The organism is Allochromatium tepidum, from assembly GCF_018409545.1.
GTDB lineage: Bacteria > Pseudomonadota > Gammaproteobacteria > Chromatiales > Chromatiaceae > Thermochromatium > Thermochromatium tepidum_A.
Map to the genome: position 1 here is coordinate 589,132 of NZ_AP024563.1, position 12,313 is coordinate 601,444.

Below are 12,313 nucleotides of genomic sequence, written 5' to 3' on the forward strand. Positions count from 1 at the left end.
GGCGGACAGCGATGGAATTCACGGTCAACCATCAGGCGCTGGCCTATCTGGTCGCAGCGATCCTGTTCATTCTCGGCCTCAAGGGGCTGACCCATCCGGCGAGCGCGCGGCGCGGCAACCTGTACGCCATGCTCGGCATGCTCATCGCCATCGTCGCCACGCTGCTGGCGCCCGAGGTGCAGTCCTACGGCTTCATCGTCGTCGGGATCGCGGGCGGTGCGATCATCGGGGCCATCGTCGCCATGCGCATCCAGATGACGGCCATGCCGCAACTGGTCGCGGCGCTGCACAGCTTCGTGGGTCTGGCGGCGGTGCTGGTCGGCATCGGCACCTTTCTGCATCATCGGAGCCTGGGGCTGCTCAACCCGGTGCTGATGGGCGAGATTTCGGCGGGTGTGGTGATCGGTGCCATCACCTTCACCGGCTCGGTCATCGCCTTCGGCAAGCTCCAGGGGTTGCTCTCGGGCGCGCCGGTCAAGTTCTTCGGCCAGCATCTGCTCAATGCCGTCATCGGTGCACTGACCATTGCGCCGGCGGTGCATTTCGCCATGACCGGCAGTCTGCTGTCGCTGGCCTTGATGACGGTGCTGGCGCTCGTCATCGGCGTGACCCTGATCATCCCGATCGGCGGGGCGGACATGCCGGTCATCATCTCGATGCTCAACAGCTACTCGGGCTGGGCGGCGGCGGCGACCGGCTTCACGCTGCACAACAATCTGCTGATCATCGTCGGTGCGCTGGTCGGCTGCTCGGGTGCGATCCTGTCCTTCATCATGTGCAAGGCGATGAACCGCTCGATCATCAATGTCGTCTTCGGCGGCTTCGGCTCCGATAGCGGGACGGGTGACAGCGCCGGGGCGCAGGCGGCGGAGAAGGGCGTCAAGTCGGCGGCGGTCGAAGACGCAGTCTACTGGATGGAGGATGCGGGCAAGGTCATCATCGTGCCCGGTTACGGCATGGCGGTCTCGCAGGCGCAGCATGCATTGAAAGAACTGGCCGAGCTGCTCGGGGCGCGCGGGGTGGAGGTCAAGTTCGCCATCCATCCGGTCGCCGGACGCATGCCGGGGCACATGAACGTGCTGCTGGCCGAGGCCGACATCCCCTACGATCAGGTGCTGGAGATGGACGAGATCAACCCCGAGTTCCCCGGCACCGACGTGGTGCTGGTGGTCGGGGCCAACGACGTCGTCAATCCGGCGGCCAAGGAGGACAAGACCAGTCCCATCTACGGCATGCCGATCCTGGAGGCCGGGCGCGCGCGTCAGGTCTACTTCCTCAAGCGCTCGATGCGTCCGGGGTATTCGGGCGTCGACAACCTACTGTTCTATCAGGACAACACCTATCTGGTGTTCGGCGACGCCAAGGACACCATCGAGGGGATGAATACGGCGCTCAAGGGCGGCGGGCATTAGGCCGGACCGCTCATAAAAACCTACCCAAACTTGCACGAAGCTGAATAAGTCTGTTCACGCCGTCAACGCCGGCGCGGGCGAACCCGTCTTATCCGACTCGTGCGTGCGTTTAAGGTCTCGCCTGAGCGCGTCGCGACCATACTGATCAAGGTTTTTGGCGGCGTTGAGGTCACGATCCATGACGTGTCCGCAGTCGCAGACCAGCGTGCGCTGCGACAGCGGCATGTCATGGAGCTGACCACAGGCGTGACAGGTCTTGGAGGATGGAAACCATCGGTCCGCGATGACGACCGTCACGCCGCGCCATTGGGCCTTGTATTCGATCTGCCGCCGTAACTCACCAAAGCCGGCATCGGAGACGGCGCGGGCGAGTCGGCGATTCTTCGTCATTCCGGTGACATTCAGGTCTTCAATCGTGATGACCTGATAGGTGCGGGTCAGTGTGTCGGACAGTTCATGGAGCGCCGCCTGACGTTGGTTCTTGATCCGCTGATGCAGTCGGGCCACTCGGAGCTTGGCTTTCGCTCGGCGTCGGCTGCCTTTGACTTTGCGCGACAGGTTCCGCTGTCGGCGCTGCAAACGCTTGAGGTTCTTCTTGAGTTTTTGGTTGGCGGGGATGACCTCGCCGGTACTCAGGGTCGCCGGATTTTTGATCCCGAAGTCCACGCCGACGGACGGCTGATCCGGCGCGTGCGGGTTGTAGTCCTCGGTGTCGACCAGGATCGAGACATAGAAGCGACCGGCCGTCTTGCTGATCGTCGCCTGCTTGGTCTGACCGGTGAAGCGCAGCGGTTGGCGCATCGCGAGGCGTGACTTGAGACGCTCGATGCGCAACGTGCGCCCGTCTACAGCGAACTTGGACGGCTCACGCAGGGCGAAGGAGTCGTTGACGTCCTTTTTCTTGAACTGCGGATAGCCGGGATGCTTGGAACCGGCCTTGATGCGCCGAAAGAACCCCTTGAAGGCGGCATCCGGATCATCGATAGCGTTGCGCGTGACGCGGCTGGAGACCTCGGCGTACCAGGGAAACTCCACGCGCAAGACCGTCATGTAGTGCTGATAGGCCGCCGCCTTTGACCACTTCACGCCGGGCCGGCTGAAATGCTCCAGCAAGTGGTTGTAACAGTGCCGCCGTGCGCCGCACGCCTGATTGAGGTAATCGGCCTGCTCGGGCGTCGGGCGCAGTTCAATCTTATGGGCGATCAGCATGGGCCTCGACCGCCTTTTTCACGTCATCCAGGAGCTTGCGGTTCCGGCGCGAGCGGCTGTCGTAGAGCCGGGCCGAGAAGACGGTGATGAGCTCCTGTACATCGCTCGCCAGATCTTCCTCGAAGGTGGTGTCCTCACCTTGGTTGAGGATGACCACTTCGACCTGTTTGGCCTCGCAGAGCGCAAACACCAGTTCCGCGCCGAAGCGCAGCAAGCGGTCTTTGTGGGTGATGACCAGCCGCCCGATGCGTCCTTCAATCACCTCATTGAGCAGGCGCTTCAAGCCTTTTGTGTGATAGTTCATCCCCGATCGTAGACCGTATCGGGCGTCAGGTACCCCAGGGATTGATGCGGGCACTCCTGGTTGTAAAAGGCGAAATACTCGGTCAACCCCAGGAGCAACTCGGGCATGCTCGCGTAGCCCTTGAGGTAGACATCCTCGTACTTGACGCTTCGCCACAGGCGCTCGACGAAGATGTTATCCGGTGCCCGCCCGCGTCCGTCCATGCTGATGGCGATCTCTTCGCGCAGGAGGACGCCCGTGAACGCCGCGCTGGTGAACTGCGCCCCCTGGTCGGTGTTGAAGATCTCGGGGCGCTCATGAGCCCGCAGCGCGTCTTCCAGGCAGTCCACGCAAAACCCCGCATCCAGGGTGTTGGAGAGTCGCCAGGCCGGTACCCGGCGCGCGTACCAGTCGACGATGGCCACCAGGTAGGCGAAGCCATGCGCCAAGCGGATGTACGTGATGTCGGTGCTCCAGACTTGGTTCGGGCGCGTGACCTCGACCCCGCGTAGCAGATAGGGATACACCTGGTGCTCGGGGTGGGATTGGCGCGTGGCGGGTCCGGGCGCCATCCCCGCGAGACCCAAGATCCCCATCAGTCGCTGCACGCGCTTGCGGTTCACGGCATGGCCTTGCGTCTTCAGAAAGACCACCATGCGCCGACTGCCATCGAACGGGTGACGGGTGTACTCGGCATCAATCAACGCCAACAGGATCTGGTCCAACTCGCTGACGACGTCCGCCATTGAGCGGGCATAGACCCCGGAGCGCGCGACCCCGGCCAAGGCACATTGGCGGATCACCGCGACCTCGCCCTCACGCTCGATCCACTCGCGACGGATGCTCACAGGCTCACCCCGGACTTTTTTTTCAACCAGTTCAGTTCCAGCTTCAGGCGCCCGATCTCGCTGTAGCGCCGTTCGGGCGCGCTCCGATCATCCACAGGTTTACGCCCGCGCTTGGTCTCGAACAGCGTGCTAGCTTGTTCCAGGATCTCCTTCTTCCATTGCCCGACTTGCACCGGGTGCACGCCATGCCCCTGGCCAATCTCGTTGACCGTTTTTACCCCGCGGATGGCCTCCAAGCCCACTTTGGCTTTGAACGCCGCCGCATACGTCTTGCGCTTTGCTTCACCCATTTCGATCCACTCTTGTGTGCCGGCTTGACAGCTTAAATGACTGTCCGGTTTTCAGGGTCCACTTTAGTCGAGGCCGAAGGGCATCACGAAGGGGCGTCGGCGGTCCGGCTGGGCTGGCTGTGGTTCGTGCTCGGAGCACTGTTCGTGGCGGGCGTGGTGTTCGATGTCCCGGCCCTGAAGGCGCTGTTTCGGATCTTTCTGGAAGCGCCGTCCTAGACGGCGATCCCCCGTCCGCTCATCCGTTGCCCGACAGCCGCTCCATCTGCCGCGCAAGCTCAATATCGCGCTCGGTGATCCCGCCGGTCTCGTGCGTGCTCAGTGCCACGCGCACCTGTCCGTAGACATTGCTCCAGTCGGGATGATGGTTCATGGACTCGGCGATCAGGGCCACCTGGGTCATGAAGCCGAAGGCGCGCACGAAGTCGGGGAAGACGAAGGTCTTGCACAGCCGGCCGCCGGAAAGCGACCAGCCGCCCTGGCCCAAGGCGTTGAGGTCGGCGAGGGCGGTTGTCAGGGCATCGGTATCGAGTCGTGTCGCGGACATGGTGGTCTCCAGTCGGTAGCCGGTCTCTTGGGTTCTGAGCGAGGATATGGGCGCACGATCTCCTGATTGCCACACGGACTCGCCGCCATGCTCTACACCGGCCTGAAAACACTCCATCTCATCGGCGTCGTGCTGCTGGTCGGCAACGCGATCGTCACCCTGATCTGGAAGCTCGCCGCCGACCGGACCCGCGATCCGCGCGTGTTGGCCTTCGCCCAACGGTTGGTGGTGCTAACCGACTGGTGGTTCACCGTCGGCGGCGTGGGGCTGCTCGCGCTCGGCGGCTACGGGGCGGCACTCGTCGCGGGCCTGGATGTCCTGAACGTCGGCTGGTTGGTCTGGGGACAGGCCTTGCTGGCCCTCTCGGGCGCGCTCTGGGCCGGCGTGCTGGTCCCGGCGCAGATCCGTCAGGGTCGGCAGGCGCGGGCCTTCGCCGAGAGCGGGGAGATTCCGGCGAGCTACTGGCGGGCAGGGCGACGCTGGGCGGTGTGGGGCGTGGCGGCGACCGTGCTGCTGGTGGTCGCCATCGGAATCATGGTGGCCAAGCCGGTTTGAATCGCCCGCTCAAACCTGACCGTAGATCGCCTGTGGTTGCTGCGCATACGCGGCCCAATAGCAATCGCCATAGGAATAGTGCCACCATTCCGAGGGCATGGGCGCAAAGCCGGCCTGGAGCATCGCCAGCAGGAGCAATCGGCGATGTGCCTGGGCGAGCGGCGGGATCTGTTCGGATAGAAGGTGTGTCAGGTCCCGTGTGATCCTATACCAAGAAGGAGCGATCCTTTGTTCTATGCCGGGGATGTAATCAAGCCGCTGATTGCAGAGGTCCGGGCGGAGAAGGAGCCCCCACAGACGCGCGTTGCACAGGAGCGTGAGCCATCATGATGGTTCGACTCCACAAGAAGGCCCGCACCACCCCGGAAGTCCGCCGGGAGATCCAGGCCTCCGACTGGCCGACCTCGGTGCTCGCCAGGAAGTATGGGGTTTGCCGGCACACCATCCGCCGTGGACGTCAAGCACCTGCCCAGGATGCCGGGCGATGCCCGGGGCCGCTTCCTGTTTGCGGCCATCGACCGGGCGACGCGCTGGGTGTATCTGGAGGTCCATGCCGGCAAGGCCGCCAGGGTCGCCGCGGGGTTTCTCAAACACCTGATCGACAAAGCCCCCTTCGCGATCAAGAAGGTCCTCACGGACACTGGCCAGGAGTTCACGGATCGATTCTGTGCCACGGGGGAGCGCAAGCCCACCGGCCGGCACCCCTTCGATCAGCTCTGCGCAGAACACGCCATCGAACACCGGCTGACCCAGCCCTACACGCCCAAGACCAACGGCATGATCGAGCGCTTCAATGGGCGCATCTGCGAGGTCCTCAAGAGCACCCGCTTCCGGAGCGCTCAAGAACTTGAACAGACCTTGCTTCGCTATGCCCGTGTGTACAACCATCGGATTCTCCAAAAGGCCCTTGGCCACATCAGCCCGGTTCAGGCCCTGAAAGACTGGCAGGCCAAGCGGCCGGAGCTGTTCAAAAAACGTGTTTGCAATCTCGCGGGGCTTGACACAGCTTGAAGTTCCTCATCAAGATGGCCTTTGGCTGGATCGAGTCCGTGGGTGGGCTGGCCAAGACCACACTCATCGGTCAGGCCAACCTGAACGGGCAAGCGCTGCTGAGCTTGGCCACCTACACCTGCCGGAGGTCGCATTCCCAAGTGCCAGACAAGGGGTGGAACTGGTCATTGAACTTGCGGATCCAGGTACGCCGCTGAAGCCATGCCTGGACCCGTCTTACTGCTTACCCGCAACTTTCCACCCCTTTGGGGCGGGATGGAGCGGCTCAACCATCGCTTGGCTGGGGAACTTGCCCAACACACTGCGGTGCGCGTCATCGCCCCTGGGGGCGCGGCTGCTCATGCGCCGCCTGGCGTCACCGTTCGGGAAGTGGCCGGTCACCCCTTGGCGCGATTTCTTATGGCCGCGTTTGCCGCCGCGCTTCAGGAAGCGCGCGCTGGTGCCTACGATTGGGTACTGGCCGGTAGCGGCCTCACCGCCCCGATGGCGTTGGCTGCGGCGAAAGCGGCCAACGCGAAAGCCGCCGCTTACGTCCACGGCCTTGATCTTGCCGTGCGCCACCCCCTCTACCGGGCGCTTTGGCTCCCGGCGATTCGCCGCCTCGATCGGGTGATCGTCAACAGCCGCGCGACAGCGGACCTTGCGCAGGAGGTGGGCGTCGCAGCGGAGCGGATCGCCATTGTCCATCCCGGCGTCGAGCTCCCCACAGCGACACCCGAAGAGCGGGCGCGCTTGCGCGCAAGCTTTCGCGAACAACATGGCTTGGGTGAACGGCCTGTGTTGCTGACCGTGGGGCGGCTAACCACCCGTAAAGGTGTTGCGCCGTTCGTCGCTGAGGTGTTGCCGCAAATCGTGCGGGTGCAGCCGGATGTGTGCCTCCTTGTCGTGGGTGACGTGCCGCGGGGCGCCTTGGCCGCCACCGCCGAGCCGCCGGCGACGATTCTGCGCGCGGCTGAGCAGGCAAACGTCGGCAACTACGTCCGCTGGCTGGGGCCCCGATTCGGCAGCGATCTGTCTGCGGCCTTTTTCGCCGCCGATGTGCACGTCTTTCCCGTCAGAGACCTCCCCGGCGACCCCGAAGGTTTCGGCATGGTGGCAGTAGAGGCAGCGTCGCACGGGCTGCCCACCGTCGCCTACGCTACTGGCGGCGTGGTGGACGCCGTGGCTGACGGTCTCTCGGGGCGGCTCGTCGCGCCCGGGGACGCGACGGGGTTTGCCCAGGCAGTGCTCGACATGCTGAGCAATCCGCCGCGCGAGGAGGCGCTCACCGCTTATGCCGCGCGCTTTGCCTGGCCCCACTTTGGCGCCGCGGTGTGGCAGGCGTTGCAGGGATAAGGTGATGATCCCCGCGTCGTGGAGAAACTACCGCCCCGGCCGCTTGGCACGCCATACGGCGATCCTGTCGGCGGGACTGGGGCTGCGCTCGGGCGCCCAGGCGCTTGTGTTCCTGATCACCGCCCAGCTTTTGGGTAGCCAGGGTTACGGCGCGTTTTCGGCGACACTCGCCTTGGCAGGCGCTTGTGGGGTATTCGTCGGTCTGGGCGGCCACGTGCTTTTGATGCGCGACGTCGCGCGCGACGGCAGTTGCTACCGCAAAAGTTTGGGCGCAGCGCTTGTGGTCTACGCGATCAGCCTCGTTCCCGTTGGCGTTGCCTATTTTTTGGCTGCCGGTTGGTTGCTGGATGAAATCCCGTGGTCGGTGATCGCTCTCGTGGGGCTCAGTGAGCTCGCGCTATTTCCCCTCGTGCAAACGTTTGCGAGCGCCTATCAGGGCGTCGAGCGCATCGGCCGCGCGGCCCGCCTCTTGCTGGTACCGGTGGTGGCGCGGCTCATCGCAGCGATCTTGCTGATCACCTTAGCTTACCTCGCCACCGCCCCGACAGACCTTCTGCCCAGCTGGGCGATGCTCTACCTGTTGGCAACCCTTCTCGCCGTTTTGTATGCGTCGCAGCGCCTCTATCGCGACTTAGGTCCTCCAGCAGCACCTGGGCACGAGGCGGTGCGCGCTTACCTTCGCGAAGGCAGCCCGTTCGCCATCTGGGGTAGCGCCCATAAGCTCTATCTCGATGCAGACAAATTCCTGCTTGCTGCGCTGGCCACACTGCATTCCGCCGGGGTCTATTCGGCTGGCCACCGCTTGGTCGATCTGGTGACGCTGCCGATGCAAGCGCTTCTCGGCGCGGCCGCCCCGCGCCACTTTCGCGCCGGCGCACAAGGCCTGGCTGAGGCACTCAAAGCAGTGCGCGCCATCGCCCTTCCGATTGCGGGTTACGCGCTCGCCGCCGGGATGGGGCTTACGCTTGCAGCGCCTCTGGTGCCGCGGCTACTCGGCGCAGAGTACGAAGAGGCGGTCGCGGTGGTGCAGTGGCTTGCGTGGTTGCCGATGGTTGGGGCAGGGCGCCTTTTGTCGCAGAGAATCTTGATCGCATGTAGTATGCAAGTGTTCGTAATGCTCGCGGCGGTTGTTGGCGCTGTCGTTAATATTGTTTTAACAGTCTGGTGGATTCCGATCTGGGGTTGGAAGGGTGCCGCAGTTGCGACCTATGGCGCTGATTTCCTAACGACATTGTTCATGTTGCTCGCGCTTGTCAGGGCCCATCGCTCGAAGCCACCTATGCAGGATTAAAGTTGTATTGAGGTTTTCCATCTAAGAAAATTTTTCGTTATCCCCAACAAGGGCGCGAACTGATGTTAAAATTTTTGCTCAATAAAGCGACACGAATTTTCGATAGCATCAAAAAGGAGGGATGGAAAGGTTACCTACTGCGACTTTACCTGCTCGGTCAATATCGTAGATTGGCAAGACTTATTTTAAGTGGCTTCCGTGTCAAAAATAAGAAAGCAACAGTTGAAGGTATTCCATTGACGCTTCCTGATCGAAGCGCAGGCATTGCAGAGGAGCTCTCCATTTATGGCGTTCATGAACCTTTGGCAACTTTGATTTATAAGTGTCTGCTACATCCTGGAGATATAATTTTCGATGTCGGCACAAATATTGGATACTACGTCGCCGTTGCGAGCGGCTGGCTCTCAGGCCAATGTGTTGTGCATGGCTTTGAGGCAGACCCGGAACTATCTCAGATTGCAGAAAAAAATTGCAAAAACTTTCAGGCTAAGTGTTGCGTTAAGCATCTTGCTATATCGGATGAAGTCGGATCTGTTAAATTTTTCGTTTCTAGTGTCTCAAATTGGGGTTCGTTGCGAAAGATTAATGTGCTAAATATAGTAGACGAAACGACGGTTGACTGTAAAACAATCGATGTCTTTTGCGGTGAAACAGGCATTTATCCAACAGTAATAAGAATGGATATTGAGGGCGGAGAGATTTTAGCTCTACGCGGCGCCGCAAAAAGTCTTGAGCGCGTACGATTGCTGTTTATAGAGCTGCACTGCGCGTTTCTGGATAACAATGAGTTGGGCGAAATTTTTGATATCCTTGCTTCAGCGGGATTTGCTCGTGCAATATGGTTTGATCGTTATTACGATTGGCCTTGGAGTCTGCCGGAAGGAGCTAGAAGCTCCTTGAGGCAAGGTCGTATCGAAGAGCTAAAAGATGATTCTCTTAATAGAAAATTTAAAGTTATTACAGCATTTGTTCTGCGTCAATGAATCGATTGTTTCGATAGGATAGTTGTCTTTGTGACGCTCTAGCTCTAGAGTGCGAGAACTTGTCTCGGATGTGCGTGCCAGATCGCTGATTTCCGAAGAAAATGAAGCGGCGCCCCAAGAGGCGCTTGCGCGGCGGCTCCTTGCCTCACCTTAACTTCGCGCGCATTACATGAAAGTTGGATACGAACGGGCTAAACACTATGCACCTGCCCGCATTCTTCCCCAATGGGAAGCGTTGTTTGAAGAAGTGGTTCGACAGGGTGCCCGTTGATGAATGATCTGGTCGCCGTCATCATGCCGACCCGTAACCGTAGTCGGTTGCTCAAGCGCAGTGTTTTGAGCTTGCTCCGCCAGACGCATCAGAAACTTGAAATCTTGGTCTTCGATGACGGCTCAACGGATGATACCGCAGAGGTTCTTGCTGATCTCGCAAAAAAGGATCCTAGGGTTCGGTTTTTCCATTCGGATGTTTCGGTCGGCATTGCGACTGCATTGAACCGATTGATCAATCAATGTCGCGGGCGCTTTATTGTTAGGATGGATGATGACGACGTTGCCTATCCAGAGCGCATCCAGAAGCAACTGAGTTTCATGCAGGCCAATAGACTGGGCGTTTGCGGAACAGGATGTAGGCGTGTTGCCGGATGGCGGCGTAGTCGCATCATTTATCCGCAGACACACGAGCTGATCCGTGCGGAGTTGTTGTTCCAGCCGCCGCTTCTCCACCCCTCAGTGATGATGGTGCGGAGTCTATTGCTGCAGCACGGAGGTTATCGAACAGACGTGCCGCACGCAGAAGATTATGAGCTATGGGTGCGCTTGATCGAACACACTCGCTTTGGCAACGTGCCGGAGGTATTACTTGACTACACCCTGTCAGCTCAGCAAGTGTCACGGCGTTACAACGCTGCACAAGTCGAATCCGCGAAGCGAATTCGAGCCCAGTATCTTTCCCAGTTTCCCGTAAGCTATGACAGTCGAGAAGCGGCGATCCATGTAAGTCTGCGCGAGCCAATACCTATAAAGGATCTGACGGCGCTGGAAGAAGCCGGTAGGTGGCTGCTCAAACTAAGCGGCTGGTTTACCGAGGATTGTCGGACAGTTTTCGCGCGCCAATGGTTTCTGTGTGCGGTGCGAGCTGCTGGTCTTGGCCCACCTGCATTTGAAGTCTGGAATAGCATGCCATTGGCGAGCGACATTAGCCCGCAAAGGCGTCGCATGTTGTGGGGGCTGTGTCAGCTCCGCTTGCGCTACCGATCAGCCCCCTACCGCTGGTTGGAGCCTCTTGCTGGTAGCGGCGGGTGATGCTGACGCTTTTTTGAGACGCCTTGTGTCACTCCATGAGAGAGTCAGTGTTAGTCAGTTTTCGCGCGGCGCCGTCTCGTCAGGCATGGAGTTTTTGTCGATTATGTGGTCATAAAGGCTTACCCACCTTTCAATTTGCATTGTGGCGGCGAAGTGCGTACTAGCCGACTCACGCGCTGCCTGGCGCATCGCCCTCCAGTGTTCCTTGTCTTGCGCCAAGATGCGCACCGCAGCAACAAACGCCGAGGCATCATCCACTGGACAAAGCAAGCCCGTTTCCCCATCCGCGACCACCTCCGGCAACGAGCTGCAGCGCGCGGCAATCACCGGCACTCCGCAAGCCATCGCCTCGATGACCGTCAGCGGAAGCCCCTCCAGCCGGCTGGGAAACAGTAAGGCGTCAGCCTCTTGGTACGTGCGCACCAAATCGTTACCAGCAAGGCGGCCGAGAGAGCGGCAGTTGCTTGGCAGTGCGTACCGCAAATGCGCGCCGCGCCGGTCGGCGGTGGTGCAGAGTTCAAACTCAGGGCCCAGCGCCGTCATGATGGGAGCGAAGAGGTCAACGCCTTTACGCACGTCCCAATTGCCCACGTAGAGCAGGCGAAAGGGGCGGTGAGGCACCAATCGCTCTACCGGATGAAACCGCTCGGTATCGACGCCGTTGTGGATGACGGTAATGTCGCGCACACCGAAAGCGGCCTGGGCGGCTTGTGCCGTGTAGTGGCTTACGGCGGTAATGCAGCGGGCGCGGGCGAGGTTGGCGCGTTCGATCGCTTTGACCCACAGGGCGTGGTAAAGGCGCCGCGCCGGTGTTTTGTAAGAGATAAGCGCCGGATCGTGCACGCAGGAGTGGAGCGTGGTCACCACCGGAAGGTCGCGTGGGATGAAGCGCGGCGGCAGCCAGGAGTTGACGTGCACGACGTTTGCCCATGCCGGCGGCTTGGGCACCGGCACCGACCACGGCGCATATTCGGCGCGGTGCGGCAGCCAGGTGATTTCGGCCCGAATGCCAAGCGCGTTCAAGCCGGCGCAAAGGCGCTCGGTGAAGACATCGGTGCCGCTGCCGCAGCGGATCGCGGGAAACCAGACGGCGGGTTGGATGGCGGTCATGCTTCATCCCTCCATAGCCGGTAAATCAAGGTTGGATTCCAGTAGCCAAATCTATCCAAAATGGGCTCTGGCACCGAAGTCGCCAAGCGAAACAACCAGTCATTGCGATTTTCGCGTCGGGTCCCGTGTGATCCTAT

At 60.9% G+C, this 12,313-nt stretch carries 12 protein-coding genes and 3 pseudogenes; 9 read left to right on the forward strand and 6 right to left on the reverse strand.

Annotated elements, in window-relative coordinates; translation table 11 throughout:
• The first annotated feature begins 11 nt into the window (after window positions 1-11).
• Complete coding sequence (locus Atep_RS02765) at window positions 12-1,412, forward strand: NAD(P)(+) transhydrogenase (Re/Si-specific) subunit beta (RefSeq protein WP_213380178.1); 1,401 nt, start codon at window positions 12-14, stop codon at window positions 1,410-1,412.
• Between the two features lie 54 nt (window positions 1,413-1,466).
• On the opposite strand, the gene Atep_RS02770 is transcribed toward Atep_RS02765, so the two are convergent.
• The 3 genes and pseudogenes from Atep_RS02770 to Atep_RS02780 all read right to left on the reverse strand — a co-directional run bounded on the left by Atep_RS02770 (window position 1,467) and on the right by Atep_RS02780 (window position 4,042).
• On the reverse strand, window positions 1,467-2,621 hold the full coding sequence (locus tag Atep_RS02770) for an RNA-guided endonuclease InsQ/TnpB family protein (RefSeq protein ID WP_213380179.1): 1,155 nt from the start codon (window positions 2,619-2,621) through the stop codon (window positions 1,467-1,469).
• Window positions 2,605-2,937 (reverse strand): annotated as a pseudogene (locus tag Atep_RS02775) (recombinase family protein); the annotation flags it as partial. The pseudogene Atep_RS02775 and the gene Atep_RS02770, both read right to left, overlap by 17 nt.
• Window positions 2,922-4,042 (reverse strand): IS3 family transposase gene (locus tag Atep_RS02780; RefSeq protein WP_419467241.1). Its coding sequence is split into 2 segments (ribosomal slippage): window positions 2,922-3,752 and window positions 3,755-4,042, totalling 1,119 coding nucleotides; the frame shifts between segments, so codons are not numbered across the junction. The pseudogene Atep_RS02775 and the gene Atep_RS02780, both read right to left, overlap by 16 nt.
• 36 nt (window positions 4,043-4,078) lie before the next feature.
• On the opposite strand from Atep_RS02780, the gene Atep_RS02785 reads away from it, so the two are divergent.
• Complete coding sequence (locus tag Atep_RS02785) at window positions 4,079-4,258, forward strand: hypothetical protein (protein ID WP_213380181.1); 180 nt, start codon at window positions 4,079-4,081, stop codon at window positions 4,256-4,258.
• Window positions 4,259-4,277: 19 nt separating this feature from the next.
• Here Atep_RS02785 and Atep_RS02790 read toward each other — a convergent pair whose 3' ends face one another.
• On the reverse strand, window positions 4,278-4,586 hold the full coding sequence (locus tag Atep_RS02790) for a 4a-hydroxytetrahydrobiopterin dehydratase (RefSeq protein WP_213380182.1): 309 nt from the start codon (window positions 4,584-4,586) through the stop codon (window positions 4,278-4,280).
• Window positions 4,587-4,652: 66 nt separating this feature from the next.
• On the opposite strand from Atep_RS02790, the gene Atep_RS02795 reads away from it, so the two are divergent.
• Complete coding sequence (locus tag Atep_RS02795; protein ID WP_236786399.1) at window positions 4,653-5,141, forward strand: DUF2269 family protein; 489 nt, start codon at window positions 4,653-4,655, stop codon at window positions 5,139-5,141.
• Window positions 5,142-5,150: 9 nt separating this feature from the next.
• On the opposite strand, the gene Atep_RS16970 is transcribed toward Atep_RS02795, so the two are convergent.
• A complete protein-coding gene (locus Atep_RS16970; protein WP_336511394.1) occupies window positions 5,151-5,453 on the reverse strand; it encodes a M15 family metallopeptidase in 303 nt (100 codons plus the stop codon).
• Between the two features lie 138 nt (window positions 5,454-5,591).
• Between Atep_RS16970 and Atep_RS02805 the strand changes: the two are divergent.
• The 6 genes and pseudogenes from Atep_RS02805 to Atep_RS02830 all read left to right on the forward strand — a co-directional run.
• Window positions 5,592-6,152, forward strand: a pseudogene (locus Atep_RS02805) (integrase core domain-containing protein); the annotation flags it as partial.
• Window positions 6,153-6,160: 8 nt separating this feature from the next.
• A pseudogene (locus Atep_RS02810) lies at window positions 6,161-6,349 on the forward strand (hypothetical protein); the annotation flags it as partial.
• Window positions 6,350-6,353: 4 nt separating this feature from the next.
• Entirely contained in the window at window positions 6,354-7,487 is a 1,134-nt protein-coding gene (locus Atep_RS02815) for a glycosyltransferase family 4 protein (protein WP_213380183.1), read from the forward strand.
• Window positions 7,488-7,491: 4 nt separating this feature from the next.
• Window positions 7,492-8,778 carry an oligosaccharide flippase family protein gene (locus tag Atep_RS02820; RefSeq protein WP_213380184.1) on the forward strand — a complete coding sequence of 429 codons (1,287 nt, stop codon included), beginning with the start codon at window positions 7,492-7,494 and terminating at the stop codon, window positions 8,776-8,778.
• Between the two features lie 62 nt (window positions 8,779-8,840).
• Window positions 8,841-9,761 carry an FkbM family methyltransferase gene (locus tag Atep_RS02825; protein ID WP_213380185.1) on the forward strand — a complete coding sequence of 307 codons (921 nt, stop codon included), beginning with the start codon at window positions 8,841-8,843 and terminating at the stop codon, window positions 9,759-9,761.
• Window positions 9,762-10,031: 270 nt separating this feature from the next.
• Entirely contained in the window at window positions 10,032-11,066 is a 1,035-nt protein-coding gene (locus Atep_RS02830; RefSeq protein WP_213380186.1) for a glycosyltransferase family 2 protein, read from the forward strand.
• A 54-nt stretch (window positions 11,067-11,120) separates the two neighbouring features.
• On the opposite strand, the gene Atep_RS02835 is transcribed toward Atep_RS02830, so the two are convergent.
• Window positions 11,121-12,176: a glycosyltransferase family 4 protein gene (locus Atep_RS02835; protein ID WP_213380187.1), complete on the reverse strand. Its 1,056-nt coding sequence runs from the start codon at window positions 12,174-12,176 to the stop codon at window positions 11,121-11,123.
• Between the last annotated feature and the right edge of the window lie 137 nt (window positions 12,177-12,313).